Source organism: Bacillus cereus group sp. MYBK245-2 (genome assembly GCF_051916145.1).
In the GTDB taxonomy this organism is placed as follows: Bacteria; Bacillota; Bacilli; order Bacillales; family Bacillaceae_G; genus Bacillus_A; species Bacillus_A pacificus.
In genome coordinates this window covers 146,033-166,685 of the sequence record NZ_JBQAGB010000011.1, presented here as the reverse complement: position 1 = coordinate 166,685, position 20,653 = coordinate 146,033, and the positions used below count along the sequence as shown (strand labels likewise).

Sequence of the window (20,653 nt, the reverse complement as noted above, 5' to 3'; positions counted from 1 at the left end):
CATAGTTTCATTTTTATTTAGGAGGTACATGACATGCAAACAGGTAAAGTTAAATGGTTCAACAGCGAAAAAGGTTTCGGTTTCATCGAAGTTGAAGGTGGAGACGATGTATTCGTTCACTTCTCAGCTATCCAAGGTGACGGATTCAAAACTTTAGAAGAAGGTCAAGAAGTTTCTTTCGAAATCGTTGAAGGTAACCGTGGACCACAAGCTGCTAACGTTACAAAAAACTAATTAGCTAGCGATAAAAAGCATTCCGATTTTCGGAATGCTTTTTTTTATTCTTTGGAACTCGACTCATTTGAAGACAATTCGCCCTTAAAGGTACGCTCTTCAAAGTCATCAAGCATTTGCTCATATTCTTCATGTTCTTCCGTAGCGAAAACTTGCGGATTTTTTCCATACATATCTGTACCGATAAAGTTTTCAAAATCCTCTACGTAGCCTACGTTTTCTTCACTATTTACGTACATGCCGTTATAGTTTTTCGAATCTTGTCTTTCTAAATCAGATGGTGTTTCAGATGTTCCGTAATTGGCTACATCTTGCCATGCATCTTCTGCATCGTACTCAACAGAATGATCTTCATCATGTTTATGGAAAGAAGGAGACAATGCTTCTTCTTCGACTGGTCGTGTATTCATATTTAACTTATTTGTTGCGTGCTCAACGCATGTTGTAGCAGTCGGCATCGCTTCTAATCTTTCAAATGGAATTTCTTCACCAGATACTTCGCAAATGCCGTACGTACCCGCTTCTATTTTTTGCAAGGCATGCTTCGTATCCTCTAATTGTTTATGCCAAAGTTCAATAAGCCCGAAGTCTTTTTCACGTTCATATAGCTCTGTTGCCATATCAGCCGGATGGTTATCATAGCTAGATAACTCTCCAACAGATTCACGTTCAGATGCACGATCTTCATTTTCGTGTGTTTGTATCGTTTGCTCTAGTTCTTGCTTTTGTTTTTCTAAAACGGATTTAAATTGATTTATTTGTTGTGGAGTTAACATAGTCGTCCACCTTCCTACAATTCAGTTTCTTTACATAGTATGAGCGTTGCGAGTAGGAATTATGAGCTGAAATTGGTATATGAAAAAGGAGCCGCATTAGCAGCTCCTTTTAAAGGAAATATCCAAGTAATAATCCGATTCCCATTAAGAGACCGAAGATTGTATTTGTTTTTGCTGTTGCTATCATCGCAGGTACCATTTCCATTGGAATGCTTTTGCCGATAAAGCCTTTCGTCGCTTTATATGCTTTCGGTGCACTTAAAAATACGATAAGCATCCATGGTGATACGATGCCGACGATAATTAAAGCAATTGTCCAAATGTAGGAAACGATGAACATAGAAGCAAGTACACCAACTGCTCGCTCGCGTCCAACGAGAATTGCTAACGTTTTACGACCGTTTTCTTTATCGCCATCTAAGTCACGGATATTGTTAGCAAGTAAAATGGCACCAATTAAAATGGAGCTTGGAATAGATAGTAAAACGACTTCTGATGTTACAGTTCCAGTTTGAATAAAGAATGAAATCCCGATAATAATGACACCCATAAATAATCCGGCTGTTAACTCTCCAAATGGTGTATAGGCAATGGGAAGTGGACCGCCCGTATAAAGGTAAGCAACGGCCATACAAACAAGACCGATTGCAGCAAGCCACCAGCTAGAATTCATACAAATATAAACACCTAATAGTATTGCGATGCCGAAAAATCCAAATGCTAAGTTAAGCACTGTTTTTGGCTGAATGCCATCGCGAACGATAGCGCCGCCGATACCAACTGAACCTTCGTGATCAAGTCCTCTTTTATAATCAAAGTATTCATTAAACATGTTTGTTGCTGCCTGAATGAGAAGACAAGCAAGAAGCATTATAAGGAAAAGAGGGAGATGTATTTGATTTATACCTCCGACCTGCATTGCATAGGCTGTTCCGATGAAAACAGGAACGAAAGCTGCTGTTAATGTATGGGGACGTAGTAAACTCCACCAAATGCGCCAGCCTGTTTGCTTGCTTGGCTTTGGCGCCGTAGGAGAGGAATTCGTTTCGACGTTCATTTCCATGTTGAATCCTCCTTTGGTCACATATTGTACACAACTAAGTGTAGAAAAAGCATCATTTAGTGTCAACGTTTATTTTCTAGGAAGAGAAGGTGAATTTCTCAGAAATGCTAAACGTTGACAGGCCTTTCGTTTGAGGTGTATCTTAAAATCAAGCGTAATTATGACTATTTTTCGCCCATAGGGGGGAGACAATTGTGATTCAAACGAAACAAAAAGGCTTGCAAGAAGTTCTAAGTGCAGCCATTAAGCATGCAACTGATGAAAAAATATTGGTTAGTTTTGTAAAACAAATAGACTGGATGGATCCACTTCTGTTTTATGCAGCAGGAAAAAGGATCTCATTCGAAAATAGATGTTATTTTGCAGACCCAGCTCAGCATGTAATATTTGCTGGAATTGGTTCTGTTTTCACTATAGCAACTGCTTCTCACAAACGCTTTCAAACTGCTCGTGACGAGTGGGATAAAGTAAAAGAGAAATCGTTTGTACAAAGAGAAAAATATGAATTTGGAACAGGTCCTCTTTTATTTGGTGGATTTTCATTTGACCAAGAAAAAGAGAAAACAGACTTATGGAAAGAATTTGATGATACGACATTTTCACTACCAGCATTTTTATTAACTGTAAAAAATGAAAAAGCATGGTTAACAATGAATACATTCGTTTCAGCAACAGATTGTGCAGAAACTCTTTATAACGAAATTGTTTCTTTAGAAGAGAAAATTTTGGAGGAGAGTAAATGTGCACTAGAAGGATCGAAATTAACAGTTACTTCTAAAGTAGAAGTGGATCCGAAAGGCTGGATGAAGGCTATTGAGAAAGTGCAAGATGAGATGAAGCAGGGGAACGTGCAGAAGGTTGTATTAGCGAGGGAGCTAAAAGTAGAGATGGATCATCATATTGATTCTGCGCTTGTTTTAGAAGCGCTTCGCATTGGGCAACCAGATTGTTACGTATTTTCTTTTGATTATAAAGGAGCATGCTTCTTAGGAGCGACGCCAGAGAGATTAATTCGCAAAGAAGATGAGAAGTTTACTTCAATGTGTCTTGCTGGTTCAACTGGTCATGGTCAATCTATAGAAGAAAGTAAGCGAAATAGTGATGCGCTTCTTCATGATGAAAAGAATTTAGCTGAACACGGTTATGTTGTGAACATGATCAGGTCTGTATTAAATGAGCACTGCGAATCTGTTAATATTCCGGAAAGTCCGGGCTTATTAACAACGAAAAACTTAATTCATTTATATACGCCTGTAGAGGCAAAAGGCGATGCGAGTCTTTTAACAATGGTAGAAGAATTACATCCAACACCAGCTCTTGGCGGGACACCTCGTTTGGAAGCGATGAAACTGATTCGTGATGTTGAATTGTTAGACAGAGGATTATATGGTGCACCGATTGGCTGGATAGATGATGAAGGAAATGGTGAATTTGCGGTTGCACTTCGCTGCGGATTATTAAATGGCGAGAAAGCATCCTTATTCGCCGGTTGCGGGATTGTAATTGATTCAGTACCACAACTTGAATATGAAGAAACAAGTTTGAAGTTTAGACCGATGCTTGGTGCTTTGGAGGAATTAATGAAATGAACAATCATATAGAAGCATTATCATATTATTTAGGCGCGTTCGTGGATGAACTGACGCGTCTAAATGTATGTGATGTTGTCATTAGTCCAGGCTCACGGTCAACGCCGATTGCTCTACTAATGGAACAACATGAAGGAATGAACACATATTTACATGTAGATGAAAGATCAGCAGGATTTTTTGCGCTCGGTATCGCAAAAGCGAAAAAACGTCCTGTTGCATTATTATGTACGTCAGGAACGGCTGCAGCGAACTATTATCCAGCTGTATGTGAAGCTTTTCATTCGCGAGTGCCGCTTATCGTCTTAACGGCAGATAGACCGCATGAATTAAGAGATGTCGGTGCACCACAAGCGATGAATCAAATTAATTTATACGGCACGTTTGTGAAGCAATTTACAGAGATGGCACTTCCAGAAGCGAATGAGGCGATGTATCATTACGCTCGCATGACAACGCAGCGCATGATAGCGAGCGCGCTTTTAGCACCGCAAGGACCTGTTCATCTTAATTTTCCGGTTCGCGAACCGCTTATCCCTGAATTCTCATTAGAAAGTTTATGGGATAAAGGACGCGGAGAATATACAGGAGTAGTTCAGCGAGGGAATGCGGTGATGCCGAGTGAATATGTAGATTCTCTTGTAGGGCGCCTTTCACATATGAAAAAGGGGCTTATTATTTGTGGAGATGATAGTCATTCAGAAATCGCAACGTTTGCAACGCAACTAGCTGAAAAAATGGGATATCCAATATTAGCGGATCCACTTTCTAACATTCGTAGTGGACACCACGATAAAACGATGGTAATCGACTGTTATGATACATTTTTACGAAATGAGCTGTTAAAAGAAACGTGGAAGCCAGAAGTTATAATTCGCTTCGGTGGTATGCCTGTTTCGAAAGCATTAACGCAGTTCATCAAAAAACAAACGAAAGCTGTTCATATCGTTGTTGATGAATCAGGACAATGGAGAGATCCAGCTCTCGTTGCAACAGAAGTTGTCCAAGCAAGTGATATTGCATTTTGCAGTGCACTAATAGAAAAAATGCCAGTTATGAAAAAGAATGATTGGTCCCAAATGTGGCAACATATAAACGAAAAAACGAAGGAAACGCTTCGCGAAATGGAAACATATGATACTGCGTTTGAAGGAAGAGTCATTACGGATATTGTCCGCGTATTACCAGAAGGAGCAACGTTATTTGCGAGTAATAGTATGCCAATTCGTGATACAGATTCATTCTTTTTCACATCGGATAAAAATATTCAAGTGATGGCTAACCGCGGTGTAAATGGGATTGATGGAATCATTTCGACAGCTTTAGGAGCGAGCATGATTTGCGATCCGCTCGTATTAGTAATCGGTGATTTATCATTTTATCATGATTTAAACGGATTATTAGCCGCAAAATTACATGAGTTAAATATAACGATTGTTGTTGTAAATAATGACGGTGGTGGTATTTTCTCATTCTTACCACAATATGAGAAAAAGGAACATTTCGAATCATTATTTGGAACTCCAATTGGGCTTGACTATGAGCATGTTGTCAACATGTACGGTGGTTCATTTAGCCGTGTAAATGGTTGGGAGCAATTCCGTGAAGAGGTACAAAAAGGAACGACGACAGAAGGTTTACACGTTGTGGAAATTTGTACGAACCGTGATGAAAACTTAACGTTGCACCGTACGTTATGGGCAAAAACACAGGACGTCATTACTACATCGTTGCAAGGTGAATCAAAATGAACGTAACGCTGCAAGGTTTATCGTATGAATATGAAGTAGTCGGAAGCGGAGAACCACTTCTACTTCTTCATGGTTTTACGGGAAGTATGGAAACGTGGCGTTCCTTCATTCCTTCTTGGAGCGAGCAGTTTCAAGTCATTTTAGTAGATATTGTTGGGCACGGAAAAACGGAAAGTCCTGAAGATGTGACGCATTATGATATTCGAAATGCGGCATTGCAAATGAAAGAACTACTAGATTATCTTCATATTGAAAAGGCGCATATACTTGGCTATTCAATGGGCGGTAGACTGGCGATTACGATGGCGTGTCTATATCCAGAATATGTACGTTCTCTTTTATTAGAAAACTGTACAGCTGGGCTTGAAAGTGAAGATGAGCGAAAAGAACGCTGTGAAAAAGATGAGCGACTTGCTCAAAAAATTGAGCGAGAAGGCATCGAAAGTTTTGTATCGATGTGGGAAAATATTCCGCTGTTTGAAACGCAAAAAAGTTTAGCACAAAACGTACAAGAAGCAGTGCGAAAAGAACGACTCGCTAACAATCCAAAAGGGCTTGCAAATAGCTTGCGCGGCATGGGAACAGGGGCTCAGCCTTCATGGTGGAATGAGCTGCAAAACTTAAAAATGCCTGTTCTTTTAATGAACGGTGAGCATGATGAAAAGTTCTTTCGCATATTAAAAAATATCGAAAAATGCGTCTCTGACGCGAAATTTGTCAAAATTGATGGCGCTGGCCATGCAATTCATGTGGAACAACCGGAAAATTTTGATACAATAGTAAAGGGATTTCTAAAAACTATGCAGTGATGCTTTTTTCAGTTAAGAATGAAGTTGCACTTATAGAGGAGATCAGAAATATACAAGGAGGTAGTTGTAATGGCTATTGAATGGGTAAAAGAAGGCAATTACGAAGATATTATTTATTCAACATACAATGGTATCGCAAAGATTTCGATTAACCGCCCTGAAGTACATAACGCATTCCGTCCTAAAACGGTAATGGAGTTAATCGACGCTTTTGCACATGCTCGTGATGATGCAAATGTTGGCGTTATCATTTTAACAGGTGAAGGTGGACGTGCATTCTGTTCAGGCGGCGACCAAAAAGTTCGCGGTCATGGTGGATATGTAGGTGACGACCAAATCCCTCGTTTAAATGTATTAGACTTACAACGTCTAATTCGCGCAATTCCTAAACCAGTTATCGCAATGGTAGCAGGTTATGCAATCGGTGGTGGACACGTACTTCATATCGTATGTGACTTAACAATTGCTGCAGACAACGCTGTATTCGGACAAACAGGTCCTAAAGTAGGAAGCTTTGACGGTGGATACGGAGCTGGTTACTTAGCTCGTATGGTAGGCCACAAGAAAGCTCGCGAAATTTGGTACCTATGCCGTCAATACAACGCGCAAGAAGCGCTTGATATGGGCTTAGTAAATACAGTAGTACCATTAGAACAACTTGAAGCAGAAACAGTACAATGGGCAGAAGAAATTTTAGCAAACAGCCCAATGGCACTTCGTTTCCTAAAAGCTGCATTCAACGCAGACACAGACGGTCTAGCTGGTATTCAACAACTAGCTGGAGATGCAACGTTATTGTACTACACAACTGACGAAGCAAAAGAAGGTCGCGACGCGTTCAAAGAAAAACGCCGTCCAGACTTCGGTCAATTCCCTCGTTTCCCGTGATCAAAAGCGGAGCCGACTGTTTAGCCTCGTTGGCTAAGGTTCTTAGACGGAAGCAGCTCGCCCACAAAGTGAGTCGCAACCAAATGATCAAACCGGAAACAAAACAACTAAGAGACTTGATGTCATATCAAGTCTCTTTCTTTCATGAAAGGAGAATGAGTGATGGAGACGATGCCAAATTGGTTAATGCAACGTGCATTTTTAACACCAGATCGCACTGCAATTGAAATAGAGGAAGAGAAAGTTACTTTTATGCAGCTGCATGAAAAAGTAGTATCTGTTTGCGAACACCTTACGCATGTTGGAGTGAAGCGTGGGCAAAAGGTGGCTGTTCTGATGAAAAATGGTATGGAGATGATTACAGTTATTCACGCCCTATCTTACGTAGGTGCAGTAGCTGTGCTTTTAAATACGCGTCTTTCAAGAGAAGAGCTACTTTGGCAAATGGATGATGCTGAAGTTATTTGTTTAGTGACAGATCAAGACTTTGATGCTAAAGATATTCCTGTATATTCATTCGCTGAAGTGATGAATGGACCAAAAGAGGAAGCCTCTATACAAGAAGAGTTTTCTTTAGAAGAAGCAATGACAATTATTTATACGTCTGGGACGACAGGCAAACCGAAAGGCGTTATTTTAACGTACGGCAATCATTGGGCAAGCGCAGTTGGTTCTTCGCTTAATTTAGGCCTTCGTGATGATGATTGCTGGTTAGCTTGTATGCCGATGTTCCACGTTGGTGGGCTATCTCTTTTAATGAAAAACATTATGTACGGCATGCGCATTTTACTCGTTCCGAAATATGATGCTGATTTTATTCATAAAGCACTTCAAACGAGAGGCGTAACAATTATCTCTGTCGTTTCTAAAATGTTAACTGATTTATTAGAGCGACTTGGGGCAGAGACATACCCATCTTCTTTACGATGCATGTTACTTGGCGGAGGACCAGCGCCGAAACCAATATTAGAAACGTGTGTAGAAAAAGGAATTCCTGTATATCAAACGTACGGTATGACAGAAACGTCGTCGCAAATTTGTACGTTGTCCGCAGATTATATGTTAACGAAAGTAGGATCAGCTGGAAAACCACTATTTCAGTGCCGACTTCGTATTGAAAAAGATGGCGTCGTAGTGCCGGCATTTACAGAAGGCGAAATCGTAGTAAAAGGACCGAACGTAACAGGTGGTTACTTTAACCGTGAAGATGCGACGCGCGAAACAATTCAAAACGGATGGCTTCATACTGGCGACCTCGGTTATTTAGACGAAGAAGGATTTTTATACGTATTAGATCGCCGAAGTGATTTAATTATTTCTGGTGGGGAAAATATATATCCGGCCCAAATTGAAGAAGTGTTACTTTCTCATCCGGCGGTAGCGGAAGCTGGTGTTGTCGGTATGACTGATGATAAATGGGGACAAGTACCCGCTGCTTTTGTTGTAAAAAGCGGAGAGGTAACAGAAGAAGAAATTATTCACTTTTGCGAGGAGAAATTAGCGAAATATAAAGTGCCGAAAAAAGCATGTTTCTTAGAGGAATTACCACGAAACGCTTCGAAAAAATTGTTAAGACGAGAGTTAAGACAATTAGTGGAGGAGATGTAAGTGGAAATAAAAAAAGCGACACTTCATATAACGGAAATGCCACTCGTAATCCCGTTTGCTGCAAGCTACGGAACGTATGAAAAGCGTGAAAGTATCGTCATTGAATTAGAAGATACGGACGGACATATTGGATTTGGTGAAGTCGTTGCATTTTCTGAACCGTGGTATACGGAAGAAACAGTGAAAACCGCGCTGCATGTACTGCAAGATTTTTTAATACCGGATTTATTAAAGGCTGACATTTCTCATCCGAATGAAGTGCCGAGCTTGTTTCAGCATATAAAAAGAAACCGAATGGCAAAGGCGGGAATTGAAGGGGCTGTTTGGAATTTATATGCGAAGCGTCAAAAGAAATCGTTAGCGACAGTGCTTGGCGGAACGAAGTCTGAAATTGAAGTCGGTGTTGTAATTGGGCTTAATACGATTCCGGTTATGTTAAAACAAATCGAGAAGTACGCTGAAGAAGGATACGAGCGTTTTAAAGTGAAAATAAAGCCAGGGCATGATTATGAGTTATTAAAAGAAATACGTAAAGAGTTTCCGCATATCCCGTTAATGGCTGATGCCAATTCAGCGTATACATTAGCGGATACGGAGAGTCTGAAACGACTAGATGAATTCCAATTGATGATGATTGAGCAACCACTAGCAGATTACGATTTTCTTGATCATGCACAGCTACAGAAGAAGATTGAAACGCCGATTTGTTTAGACGAAAGTATCCATAGTTTAGAAGACGCGCGCGTTGCGATTACACTTGGTAGTTGCCAAATCGTTAATATTAAACCGGGGCGAGTGGGCGGATTAACAGAATCGATCCAAATTCATAATTATTGTATGGAACATAACATACCAGTTTGGTGCGGCGGTATGGTGGAGATGGGAATTTCACGAGCGCAAAATGTTGCGCTTGCCTCATTGCCGAACTTTACGATTCCAGGAGATATATCCGCTTCTAGTAGACATTGGGAGGAGGATATTATTTCACCAGAAGTGACGCTTGAGGGCGGAAAAGTGATGGTGCCGCAAAGTGTTGACGCTGAGTATGAAGTAGATCGCGGAAGGCTGGCGGAAATCACGAAGCAGCGGATTGTTTTTGAGCGGTGAATGGATTCTTTAAAATAGTGGGCGAATTTCGTCGTTAATTGTCGGTAAGTCGATATTCCTTGTCGAAACGTCGATATAATTCAAGTTGTGTTCGATATATTTGGAAAATCGCTGATATAATTTTATTTACAAAGGTTACTCCCGCGAGTAACCTTTTCGTATTGTACAAATTGGATAGACTAGTTTACAATCGAGCGTATAAAAGGGGGAGTAAAATGAAGCGCATTTCCATTTTAATAGCGGATGATGAGGCAGAAATTGCTGATTTAATTGAGATACATTTAGAAAAAGAAGGGTACCACGTCGTGAAAGCAGCTGATGGAGAAGAGGCAATTCATATTATTGAAACGCAGCCAATCGACTTAGTGGTTTTAGATATTATGATGCCGAAAATGGATGGGTATGAAGTGACGCGCCAAATTCGCGCGAAGCATCATATGCCAATCATTTTCTTAAGTGCGAAAACGTCTGATTTTGATAAGGTGACAGGTCTTGTGCTAGGCGCAGATGATTATATGACGAAACCTTTTACACCGATTGAATTAGTCGCACGTGTAAATGCACAATTACGCCGATTTCTTACGTTAAATCAGCCGAAAGTGGCGGAGAATAAATCTGCTTTAGAGGTAGGAGGAGTCGTTATTGATCCTGAGCGAAGAACGGTAAATGTGTACGGAGAACAAGTTGAATTAACACCGAAAGAGTTTGATATTTTATATTTATTAGCGAGTCACCCGAAGAAAGTGTACAATGTGGAAAATATTTTTCAGCAAGTATGGGCCGATGATTATTTTGAAGGCGGAAATACAGTTATGGTACATATTCGTACGTTGCGGAAAAAACTTGGGGAAGATAAAAGAAAGAATAAGTTAATAAAAACAGTGTGGGGAGTAGGTTATACTTTCAATGGCTAACAAGATGAGAAGTTTTCGCTCGAAGATGGTTATGCTATTTGCGTTAAGTATGATATGTGCTGCTGGCGTAACGTATATCATTTATGAAGGGTTACGGATCTATTATAAATTAGTCGTTCGTTTTGAGGATTCGTTAGCTCAAGTCCGGTCGATAATAAGACAAATTGGGGATGTTAATTTCTTTTTAATTATCTTCATACCTCTGTCCATTATGTTTTTCTTCTTCCTTACTAGACCGTATTTAAAATATTTTGATGAGATTTCAAACGGAATTCATCATTTGGCGAATGGAGATTTTACAAATGAAGTGCGCGTTTCATCAAATGATGAGTTTGGAGATATCGCACGTGAAATAAATGTTGCGAGTGAAAAGTTAAAAGAAGCAGTGGAACGAGGAGACTTTGCGGAAAGTAGTAAAGATCAGCTTATTGTTAACTTAGCTCACGATTTAAGAACACCATTAACATCCGTGTTAGGATATTTAGATTTAATTCTTAAAGATGAAAATTTAACGAAGGAACAAATTAAACATTTCTCTACAATTGCATATACGAAATCGCAAAGGCTCGAAAGTTTAATTGATGAGCTATTTGAAATTACACGTATGAATTATGGCATGCTAAAGCTGGATAAAAAGCCGATTGATATAAGTGAGCTACTTATACAGTTAGATGAGGAATTGTATCCGTTATTAGAAAAACATCATTTAGAAGCTAGATTGAATGTTGATCCTCATTTGCCGATTAACGGTGATGGAAAATTGTTAGCTAGAGTATTTGAAAACTTGTTAACAAATGCTGTTCGTTACGGATATGATGGGCAATTTGTTGATTTGAATGGGTATATCGATAATGGAGAAGTTGTCGTACAAGTTATAAATTATGGAGATAGCATTCCAGAAGAAGATTTACCGTATGTTTTTGATATGTTTTATACAGGTGATAAATCGAGAACTGAGAACCGTGGCGGGACAGGCCTTGGGCTATTTATTGCGAAAAATATTGTTGAACAGCATAACGGTACGATTTCTGCTGAAAGTAATGTAGTTAGAACAATGTTTGAAGTGCGATTGCCAAAAGACGAGAACGTAACAATTTAATAAAAATTTAAACTTTATCCCACTTTTTATTTTAATAGTTTTTTCTATTCTAGACGTAAGTTACGTTAAGGAGGAACTAGAAATGAAAAAGTGGGTATTTATTTCTTTTTTTATCGCATGCACAATCTGTGTAGGCGTTTATATATCACCGTTATTTCAAAAAGAAATTGATGTGAAAATCGGCGAGGAAAATAGTGCAGTAAAGAATGAAAATATGAAAAAGGTAGAGGTTACAAAAGAAGAAATTTATAAAGGGGATCTATTATTAGTTAACAAAGACTACCCAGTGAAAAAAGATAGTATTAGGTCTGACATTATAAATGTAAATCACAGTAGTGAATTAGTGAGAGGCTACGTAATATTTGATAGAAATCTTCGTTTATCAAAGGAGGTTGTAAAAAAGTTTTTGAACGTTGTCGATGCGGCTGGAAAAGATGGTGTACAACATTTCTTAATGAATAGCGGATATAGAGATTTTAAAGAACAAAGTAAATTATATAAAGACATGGGATCTGATTATGCACTCCCAGCAGGATATAGTGAACATAATTTAGGATTATCACTGGACGTTGGATCGACGCAAAAGAAAATGGAAAAAGCGCCTGAAGGAAAATGGATTGAAGAGAACGTATGGAAGCACGGCTTTGTTTTACGTTATCCGAAAAATAAAAGCAATATTACAGGCATTCAATATGAGCCGTGGCACATTCGTTATGTCGGCTTACCTCATAGTGCGATTATGCAAAAAAAGAAAATGACATTAGAGGAATACTTAGACTTCTTGAAAGAGAAAAAAGAAATTACAACCGATGTGGAAGGTAAGAAATATACGGTGTCTTATTATAAAGTATCCGGGAACAGGACAGTGAATGTTCCAGCGAATAAGCAGTATGAAGTTTCGGGGAATAATATGGATGGGGTTATTGTGACGGTTCAGGAATAGAGAAAAAGCTATCTGAAGTAGATAGCTTTTTTTCATGATTGGCCGCCTATCAAGCTAGCGAAATAAATCAATGGATACGAAATCGGATTGTCTTTAAACTAACAAATAAAAGTAGGGGTGCTAAAAAAGCTTATTAAAGTGCGATTTTTTTATTGGGTACTTGTCTATGCTTTATCGTTGTTTTATACACAATATCGGATTATAAAAAATGGTACCTTCTTATATCGATGAGATTTAAGACCATTCTTTTTAAGCAGTTGATAAAGGCGATTACTTGAAATAGGAACGAAAAGGAATTATTAATTATATAAATTGCTCTATATTTGCACCGAATGAATTAGTTATGAGATTTATTTTAAATGTCATTAAATAATTGTTTTATACAAATTGATAGTAACAAATATTGATGATTATTAATAGACTAGTTAAATTTTTCTTAATATTTTATTATTTAAAATGCGAGATAATAAAAGTGTATTTTTATTGTTTTCTGCTGTTATATATTTAGGAGGGAGAATGGTAGATGAAAAAGAAATTTATCACGGGGATGATTTCTGCTGCATTATTGCTGAGCTTTACTTTACCATCAATTGCTGATGCAAGTATTGAAACGGAAGAAGATGGTATTGTAACGGAGTATATCCCTGAAATCAATCTAGGCATTGATTTATCAAAGGTTGATACTTCTGACTTCGATTTTGAAAATTTTGAAAAAGAGTATGGGTTTTTAGTAAATGACCCTGTTTTTTTACAACTAGAGGAGGAAGTAAGTAAACTAAGGGTTGAATCTGTTGTTGAAAAAAATCCTTTTACTGGCGAATTGGTTGTTAAGCAGGAGATATTGCCTGCTATTGTTCTTGGTGCATTAAGAGTATTAGTTTCAAAAGTAGGTAGAACTGCTGCGGATAAAGCCTGGGCGGTTGCGCGTCCATATGTACAAAAGGCACTCAATTCTCCGAAGCAATATATTTTAGAAGCAGCTAAGGGTGGAATGATAATACAAGTACGTTCTAAAGCTACTGGTAACCGAGTTTTTGCCATAGATTATCATTATATTGATGGAAAAGGTCCTATCTTACATTATCATAGTCCTCCTAATGTTAGTGCACATAAATATTTTAGATAATGTCTAAGGAGCTTATATCTATGAAAAAATATAACTTTGACGATTCGATTCATATGCATTTATTTTATTACGGGGATATAGAAGAGGTTTTTACATATGAGGCTATAGCTTATAAAGTATGTAATGAAAATTTATGGGTAGTGTATTTTGATATTTCTTCCTATGATGATTTATCAAATCATCAATTTTCTCAGTATCCATTCTATGATAAGTATGGATATGAAATTTTCCATGTTCATACAAAAGATCTAGATGAGTGTGAAGGAAATAAATTATTTACTGATTGGTTAATTAATAATTCAATTGTTTAGTTCTAGCCCGCTATTGGTGGGCAGTAAGGCTTCCACCTCAAAAGTTGGTGAAGGCTAATCCACACTGATTAAAGTTTCATTTTATAAATCTATCTATCACCAAAAGGCCTATCAATTTAAGTGCTTTTTGGTTTTTTATTTATGATAGAGAAATGTCTTGAAAAATCAGAGGCACAATGTACTAAAAATATCTTAACATATAAAATTTACGAAATGATAATTGTATCTATTATCGGGACTTAAACATTATAACGTTATATTTACTTCTCCCTTTTTTTGTGTTACGCTAAACGTGTGAAAGACATATAAAATGAAACTTTAATGTAAGCGTATTCTTATGGCTTCTTATAGAAAAGGGTGAAGTACAATGACAGAACGATTCGTACTACGTAATGTGAAACGTGTGAACGGGGAAGAGATTGACATTGTAATTGAAAATAAAAAAATCGCACAGGTGACGAAAGCTGGTGCTGGTGAGGGTGGAAAGGTTCTTGATTACTCAGGTACTTACGTATCGAGTGGCTGGATTGATTTGCACGTTCATGCTTTTCCAGAGTTTGATCCGTATGGCGATGAGGTGGACGAAATTGGCGTTAAGCAAGGGGTAACGACAATTGTTGATGCGGGTAGCTGCGGAGCTGATCGTATTGCAGATTTAGTTAAAAGTAGGGAGCAGGCGAAAACAAATTTATTTGCCTTTTTAAATATTTCTCGCATCGGTTTGAAACGAATTGATGAATTATCCAATATGGAATGGATCGATAAAGAGAAAGTAATAGAAGCAGTAGAAAAGTATAAAGATGTAATCGTTGGGTTAAAGGCGAGAATGAGTAAGAGTGTCGTTTGTGATAGCGGAATTGAACCGCTTCATATAGCGCGTGATTTATCTCGTGAAACATCATTGCCGATAATGGTACATATCGGTTCAGCGCCTCCTCGCATTGAGGAAGTTGTACCTCTTTTAGAAAAAGATGATGTTATTACACATTACTTAAACGGGAAAGAAAATAATTTATTTGATGAAGAAGGCAAACCGCTACCTGTGTTACTAGATGCAGTGAATCGCGGCGTACATTTAGATGTTGGTCACGGTAATGCTAGTTTTTCTTTTAAAGTAGCAGAAGCGGCGAAGCGTCATGGTATTGCATTTAATACAATTAGTACAGATATTTACCGGAAGAATCGCGTGCATGGTCCCGTGTATAGTATGGCTCACGTTCTTTCGAAATTCCTTTACTTAGGTTATTCGCTAGAAGAAGTAATTGATGAGGTTACGAAAAATGCAGCAGAGTGGCTTAAGAAACCAGAGCTTGGCCGTATTCAAGAAGGAGATATTGCAAATTTAACTTTATTTACGGTGAAAGATGAGAAGATTACGTTAATTGATTCAGAAGGGGATCAGCGCATTGCTGAAAGAAGAATTGATACGAAAGGGGTTGTAATCAATGGGTCATTCATTGAATGCTAAGTACGGATTAAAAAGAGTAATTAATGCGAGCGGTAGAATGAGTATTTTAGGTGTATCCGCTCCGACAGATACAGTTATGGATGCAATGAAACATGGGGGACAAAATTATGTGGAAATTGCTGATTTAGTAGATAAAGCAGGAGATCATATTGCGAGAATTCTAGATTCAGAGGCAGCGGTCGTTGTGAATTCAGCATCGAGCGGAATTGCGCTTTCTATCGCAGCAATCGTGACGGAAGGAAATCGCCGTAAAAGTGAAAGACTTCATCAAGAGGTCATCGCGAAAAACGAAGTGATTATGTTAAAAGGTCATAACGTTCAATACGGTGCTCCTGTTGAAACGATGATTTATTTAGGCGGAGGAAAACTTGTAGAAGTTGGCTACGCAAATGAAGGGAAAGCAGAGCATATTGAAGATGCGATTGGTGAAAATACAGCGGCGATTCTGTATGTGAAATCCCATCATGCAGTACAAAAAAATATGATTTCTGTTGAAGAAGCATGGGAAGTTGCGCAGCGAAATAACATACCGCTTATCGTCGATGCGGCAGCTGAAGAAGATATTCAAAAATATGTGAAGTATGCAGACCTTGCCATTTATAGCGGTTCAAAAGCAATTGAAGGACCTACTTCTGGTATTGTTGGCGGGAAACGAAAATATATTGAGTGGCTGAAAGTGCAATTACATTGCATTGGAAGAAGTATGAAAGTTGGGAAAGAAACAACTTTTGGTTTACTGCAAGCACTTGATGAGTACGGAGTAAAAGAAGATAAGAGCGAGCAAGAAAAAGAGTTATTACAAGTACTTATGCCGCTAAAAGAATTAAACGGTGTAAATGTAACGATCGTTCAAGATGAAGCGGGAAGAGCAATCTTTAGAGCTCGTATTCATATTGACGAGAATGAATTAAATAAATCAGCAAAAGACGTTGTGACTGCATTACGCGAAGGGGAAATCGCAATTTATACACGTGATTACGGAGTAAGACAAGGATTCTTTGATATTGATCCACGTCCACTTTTAGGTGATGACATACATGTAATTGAAGAAAAATTGAGAGAAATCGTAGGGGGAAACTAAAATGACAAACATTCAAAAACGTTTTTATAAAGGCCGTGTAGCATTAAATGTATTAGCGAACAATATCGAAAATGCGAAAGATATTTTTGAAGCAGCAGAAGGTTATGTAGTAGTGGGAGTGTTATCAAAAGACTATCCAACAGTAGAAGAAGCAGTTACAGCGATGAAAGCATACGGAAAAGAAATTGAAGACGCTGTATCAATCGGACTAGGAGCAGGAGATAATCGCCAAGCGGCAGTTGTAGCTGAAATTGCGAAACATTATCCAGGTAGCCATATTAACCAAGTATTCCCTTCAGTTGGAGCGACACGTGCAAATCTTGGCGGAAAAGATAGCTGGATTAATAGTTTAGTATCGCCAACAGGAAAAGTAGGGTACGTAAATATTTCTACTGGTCCAATTAGTGCAGCTGGGGAAGAAAAAGCAATCGTTCCAATTAAAACAGCAATCGCACTTGTACGTGATATGGGCGGAAATTCATTGAAATACTTCCCGATGAAAGGGCTAGCTCATGAAGAAGAATATCGCGCAGTTGCGAAAGCTTGTGCGGAAGAAGGATTCGCATTAGAACCAACGGGCGGAATCGATAAAGAAAACTTTGAAACAATTGTACGTATTGCGCTTGAAGCAAATGTAGAGCAAGTGATCCCGCATGTGTACTCTTCTATTATTGATAAAGAAACTGGCAATACGAAAGTAGAAGATGTTCGTGAATTATTAGCAGTCGTGAAGAAGTTAGTTGATCAATATGCGTAAGAAAATTGCAGCATTTGGTGAAGTAATGATGCGCCTGCAAGTACCAGGATATGAATTGTTATCGCAAGCTAATACATTAAAATACTCATTTTCTGGTACAGGTGTGAACGTGGCAGCAGCACTTTCTCATCTCGGGCATGAAGGGCTTCTTATTTCAACTTTACCGGAAAATTCGGTTGGAGATGCGGCATTATCTTATATTCAAAAGTTAGGTGTGCAAACCTCACTTGTTTCAAGAGGCGGCAAATATGTCGGTATGTACTTTTTGGAAAATGGATTTGGAGCACGTGCAAGCCGCGTTACATATTCGAATCGATTAGAAAGTAGCTTTAATACGGCATGTGAAGAAATGTATCAATTTGAAGAAATCGCGAAGGAAATTGATATTGTTCATTTTTGCGGGATTACACTTGCGATGAATGATACGGTGCGTCATCATATGAAATCTTTAGCGAAAGCAGTGAAAGAAAACGGAGGAACTGTCGTCTTTGATTGCAATTATCGTCCATCACTTTGGGGAGAAGACGGATATGAACAGGCGAAACCACATTATGAAGAAATGTTAGGGCTAGCTGATATTGTAATGATGAACGAAAAAGATGCAATGTTTGTTTTAGGAATGAAAACAGAAGAAACGGAGCGAGAGGCGCAGCTGATGGATCTAATTCCAAAGGTAGCTGAAATGTATAGTATCGCTACAATCGCTGGTACTCATCGCTCTATTAACAGTGATAATACACATTCGCTTCGAGGATTCATATGTAAAGATAGAACGTTCACTTTTGCAAAAACACTTATGTTTTCTGTATATGATAGAATAGGTGCTGGAGATGCTTATACGAGCGGGATTATTCATGGCGAGATAGAAGAGTTTGCACCAGAGAAAGCTGTTTCATTTGCGTCAGCAGCTGGAATGCTTGCACATACAATCGTCGGTGATACGCCAATGTCATCAGAGAAGGATATACTTCGGGCAATGACGGCATCAGTAGGTGATGTAGAAAGGTAGTGGGTGTAACGGTGAACGTAACGAGAAAAAAAGGACCATTATATTTACAAATAAAAAACATTATTCGTGATCGAATATTGCATGGTGTATATGCAATTCATACGAATATTCCTTCCGAACCGCAGTTAGAAGAAGAGTTCAAGGTGAGTAAAATTACAGTACGAAATGCGATTAAAGAACTCGCTCAAGAAGGGTATTTGGAAAAGAAAAGCGGTAAAGGAACGAAAGTCATCCGTAACACTTCTGCGACAAAACTGTCAAAGGGTAAGAAATTTACTGAAGTGTTAGTGGAAGAAGGATATAAAGTACAGAAAAAATTGCTAAAAGCAGAAATTGTTCAGAATGAAGAAGGAACAGTGCCATTTCGATTATTCGGTAAAGAGAGTTTTCGTATTGAACGTTTATATACGTTAAATGATGCACCGTACATTCATTATACGCACTATTTCTCAGCGAAAATGGCAAGTACAGATTTATCGGATTTTGATTTGCAATCGCTTTATGATTTAGTTGAAGACCGAGGCATTCATTTAGAAAACTTCAGAGATGAATTCGCTGTTGGACTTGCGCCTAGTTTCGTTGCAGAAGCGCTAGGTGAAAAAGAGGGCACAGCGCTATTAAAACGTATGCGTTATTCTTACGATGAAGTTGGCGAAGTAATTGAATATAGCGAAGGCTACTACAATACAGAAATGCAGCATTATGTAGTGAATTATGACGTATAAAAAAGAGGGTATTCGCCCTCTTTTTTTATAAAGTAAGGGGAATGAAAAATGGATATATACTTATTAATCGTCACGTTACTTGCAATTGCGATTGTTATTTTAGGGGTATCATGGTGGAAATGGCATGCATTTATTAGTTTAACAGTTGCGAGTTTATTTTTAGCTATTATGTCTGGACTGAACTTAACGAAAATAGTGGCTGCCTATGAAACTGGTGTTGGTAGTGTACTAGGGCATTTAGTTGGTATTTTAGCTCTCGGAACAATTTTAGGGAAAATGATGTCTGATTCAGGGGCCGGCATGCAAGTTGCAGATTTCTTTATTCGATTTTTCGGCGTAAAAAAATTACCTTGGGCTATGTTATTTGCAGGGTTTATTATAGGGATTCCTGTCTTTTTTGAAGTTGGGATTGTCATTTTATTACCACTTGTTATTTCAATTCGAAAAACAACGAAGCAAAACATATTATTAATTGCTTTACCTGTTATTGCTGGGTTATCTATTGTTCACGGGCTCGTGCCACCACATCCAGGGGCGATGACAGCAATCGGTATTTATAACGCGAACTTAGGAAAGGTACTTTTATATTCATTACTTATCGCGTTACCAACAGCCATTATCGCAGGACCGATATTTGCAAAGTGGGTACATAAAAGGGTTATACCTGAAAATGAACCAGAGCTTATTCGAGTTACGACTGTCTCAACTGATTTACCGAGTCGGAAAGTTTCATTCTTTATTATTTTATTACCAGTTGTATTGATGATTTTATCGGTCGTTGCACCTTATATTTCATTACTGAAAAAGATGACTGAATTTTTCGTCTTTGTAGGAAGCCCAGTAATTGCCTTACTTATTTCATGTTTTGCAGCATTTTATTTACTTGGAATCAGACAAGGTATTAATAAAAAGATGATTAAAAAATTAACAGATGAAAGTTTACTACCGGTCGGTTCTATTATTTTAATAATTGGTGCAGGCGGTGGATTTAAACAAATATTAATTGAAAGCGGCGTTGGAACAGCGATTGCGCAAATGGCAGAACATATATCGTTATCACCAATTGTGTTAGCTTTCATGGTAGCTGGATTAATTCGAATCGCAACAGGTTCAGCTACAGTAGCATTAACGACAGCGGCAGGGATTGTTTCACCAGTTATTCAGCATATGTCAGGTGTAAATTTAGAATTGCTCGTTATCGCAACCGGAGCAGGTTCATTAATGTTTTCTCACGTAAATGATGCAGGGTTCTGGCTTGTAAAAGAGTATTTAGGTTTGACGGTGAAGGAAACGTTTAAAACGTGGACGGTACTCGAGACATTGTTATCATTTATTGCATTTGGTTTTGCGCTTTTATTGAATATGTTTATTTAGAAGAGCCGATTTAAACGAATA

The 20,653-nt window shown here is 38.3% G+C and carries 20 protein-coding genes and 1 pseudogene; 18 read left to right on the top strand and 3 right to left on the bottom strand.

Annotation, left to right across the window (positions count from 1 at the left end):
• Window positions 1–33: 33 nt before the first annotated feature.
• Window positions 34–234, top strand: a complete 201-nt coding sequence (gene cspD, locus ACTFRN_RS18875) for a cold-shock protein CspD (protein WP_001193054.1) — start codon at window positions 34–36, stop codon at window positions 232–234.
• A 44-nt stretch (window positions 235–278) separates the two neighbouring features.
• Here cspD and ACTFRN_RS18870 read toward each other — a convergent pair whose 3' ends face one another.
• Both ACTFRN_RS18870 and ACTFRN_RS18865 read right to left on the bottom strand, forming a co-directional pair.
• Window positions 279–1,010, bottom strand: a complete 732-nt coding sequence (locus ACTFRN_RS18870) for a yteA family sporulation protein (RefSeq protein WP_088106356.1) — start codon at window positions 1,008–1,010, stop codon at window positions 279–281.
• 109 nt (window positions 1,011–1,119) lie between these two features.
• The gene (locus tag ACTFRN_RS18865; RefSeq protein ID WP_000425748.1) at window positions 1,120–2,073 is read right to left on the bottom strand and encodes a 1,4-dihydroxy-2-naphthoate polyprenyltransferase; all 954 of its coding nucleotides are present in this window, start codon (window positions 2,071–2,073) and stop codon (window positions 1,120–1,122) included.
• Between the two features lie 194 nt (window positions 2,074–2,267).
• On the opposite strand from ACTFRN_RS18865, the gene ACTFRN_RS18860 reads away from it, so the two are divergent.
• The 9 genes from ACTFRN_RS18860 (at window position 2,268) to ACTFRN_RS18820 (ending at window position 12,781) form a co-directional block, all read left to right on the top strand.
• Complete coding sequence (locus ACTFRN_RS18860; protein WP_000616755.1) at window positions 2,268–3,662, top strand: isochorismate synthase; 1,395 nt, start codon at window positions 2,268–2,270, stop codon at window positions 3,660–3,662.
• A complete protein-coding gene (gene menD, locus ACTFRN_RS18855; protein ID WP_049114082.1) occupies window positions 3,659–5,413 on the top strand; it encodes a 2-succinyl-5-enolpyruvyl-6-hydroxy-3-cyclohexene-1-carboxylic-acid synthase in 1,755 nt (584 codons plus the stop codon). Before ACTFRN_RS18860 ends, menD begins: the two co-directional genes overlap by 4 nt.
• Window positions 5,410–6,222: a 2-succinyl-6-hydroxy-2,4-cyclohexadiene-1-carboxylate synthase gene (gene menH / locus ACTFRN_RS18850; RefSeq protein ID WP_001103342.1), complete on the top strand. Its 813-nt coding sequence runs from the start codon at window positions 5,410–5,412 to the stop codon at window positions 6,220–6,222. The genes menD and menH overlap by 4 nt, the downstream gene beginning before the upstream one ends.
• 69 nt (window positions 6,223–6,291) lie before the next feature.
• A complete protein-coding gene (menB, locus tag ACTFRN_RS18845; protein ID WP_000963874.1) occupies window positions 6,292–7,110 on the top strand; it encodes a 1,4-dihydroxy-2-naphthoyl-CoA synthase in 819 nt (272 codons plus the stop codon).
• A 162-nt stretch (window positions 7,111–7,272) separates the two neighbouring features.
• Entirely contained in the window at window positions 7,273–8,718 is a 1,446-nt protein-coding gene (locus tag ACTFRN_RS18840; protein WP_000449584.1) for an o-succinylbenzoate--CoA ligase, read from the top strand.
• On the top strand, window positions 8,719–9,825 hold the full coding sequence (menC, locus tag ACTFRN_RS18835) for an o-succinylbenzoate synthase (RefSeq protein ID WP_000403280.1): 1,107 nt from the start codon (window positions 8,719–8,721) through the stop codon (window positions 9,823–9,825).
• Between the two features lie 215 nt (window positions 9,826–10,040).
• Window positions 10,041–10,739 carry a response regulator transcription factor gene (locus ACTFRN_RS18830; RefSeq protein WP_000822490.1) on the top strand — a complete coding sequence of 233 codons (699 nt, stop codon included), beginning with the start codon at window positions 10,041–10,043 and terminating at the stop codon, window positions 10,737–10,739.
• On the top strand, window positions 10,732–11,838 hold the full coding sequence (locus tag ACTFRN_RS18825) for a HAMP domain-containing sensor histidine kinase (RefSeq protein ID WP_074567879.1): 1,107 nt from the start codon (window positions 10,732–10,734) through the stop codon (window positions 11,836–11,838). Before ACTFRN_RS18830 ends, ACTFRN_RS18825 begins: the two co-directional genes overlap by 8 nt.
• Before the next feature lie 82 nt (window positions 11,839–11,920).
• Window positions 11,921–12,781: a M15 family metallopeptidase gene (locus tag ACTFRN_RS18820; protein ID WP_049114089.1), complete on the top strand. Its 861-nt coding sequence runs from the start codon at window positions 11,921–11,923 to the stop codon at window positions 12,779–12,781.
• A gap of 133 nt (window positions 12,782–12,914) precedes the next feature.
• On the opposite strand, the pseudogene ACTFRN_RS18815 reads toward ACTFRN_RS18820, so the two are convergent.
• Window positions 12,915–13,106: pseudogene (locus ACTFRN_RS18815) on the bottom strand (hypothetical protein); the annotation flags it as partial.
• A gap of 198 nt (window positions 13,107–13,304) precedes the next feature.
• Here ACTFRN_RS18815 and ACTFRN_RS18810 point away from each other — a divergent pair.
• From ACTFRN_RS18810 to gntP, 8 genes are all read left to right on the top strand, one after another.
• Window positions 13,305–13,907 (top strand): hypothetical protein, encoded by a 603-nt coding sequence (locus ACTFRN_RS18810; protein WP_000726227.1) that lies wholly within the window; start codon window positions 13,305–13,307, stop codon window positions 13,905–13,907.
• A 20-nt stretch (window positions 13,908–13,927) separates the two neighbouring features.
• Window positions 13,928–14,218: a DUF3986 family protein gene (locus ACTFRN_RS18805; protein WP_000760461.1), complete on the top strand. Its 291-nt coding sequence runs from the start codon at window positions 13,928–13,930 to the stop codon at window positions 14,216–14,218.
• Window positions 14,219–14,585: 367 nt separating this feature from the next.
• Window positions 14,586–15,686, top strand: coding sequence for an amidohydrolase/deacetylase family metallohydrolase (locus tag ACTFRN_RS18800; protein ID WP_088106355.1), 1,101 nt, complete (start codon window positions 14,586–14,588; stop codon window positions 15,684–15,686).
• Window positions 15,664–16,767 (top strand): DgaE family pyridoxal phosphate-dependent ammonia lyase, encoded by a 1,104-nt coding sequence (locus ACTFRN_RS18795; RefSeq protein ID WP_000510088.1) that lies wholly within the window; start codon window positions 15,664–15,666, stop codon window positions 16,765–16,767. Before ACTFRN_RS18800 ends, ACTFRN_RS18795 begins: the two co-directional genes overlap by 23 nt.
• A 1-nt stretch (window position 16,768) precedes the next feature.
• On the top strand, window positions 16,769–17,524 hold the full coding sequence (gene dagF / locus ACTFRN_RS18790) for a 2-dehydro-3-deoxy-phosphogluconate aldolase (protein ID WP_000181926.1): 756 nt from the start codon (window positions 16,769–16,771) through the stop codon (window positions 17,522–17,524).
• The gene (locus ACTFRN_RS18785) at window positions 17,517–18,533 is read left to right on the top strand and encodes a sugar kinase (RefSeq protein WP_001227478.1); all 1,017 of its coding nucleotides are present in this window, start codon (window positions 17,517–17,519) and stop codon (window positions 18,531–18,533) included. The genes dagF and ACTFRN_RS18785 overlap by 8 nt, the downstream gene beginning before the upstream one ends.
• Complete coding sequence (locus ACTFRN_RS18780) at window positions 18,533–19,258, top strand: GntR family transcriptional regulator (RefSeq protein WP_000539282.1); 726 nt, start codon at window positions 18,533–18,535, stop codon at window positions 19,256–19,258. The genes ACTFRN_RS18785 and ACTFRN_RS18780 overlap by 1 nt, the downstream gene beginning before the upstream one ends.
• A gap of 48 nt (window positions 19,259–19,306) precedes the next feature.
• Window positions 19,307–20,632: a gluconate permease GntP gene (gene gntP, locus ACTFRN_RS18775; RefSeq protein WP_000356140.1), complete on the top strand. Its 1,326-nt coding sequence runs from the start codon at window positions 19,307–19,309 to the stop codon at window positions 20,630–20,632.
• Window positions 20,633–20,653: the final 21 nt, after the last annotated feature.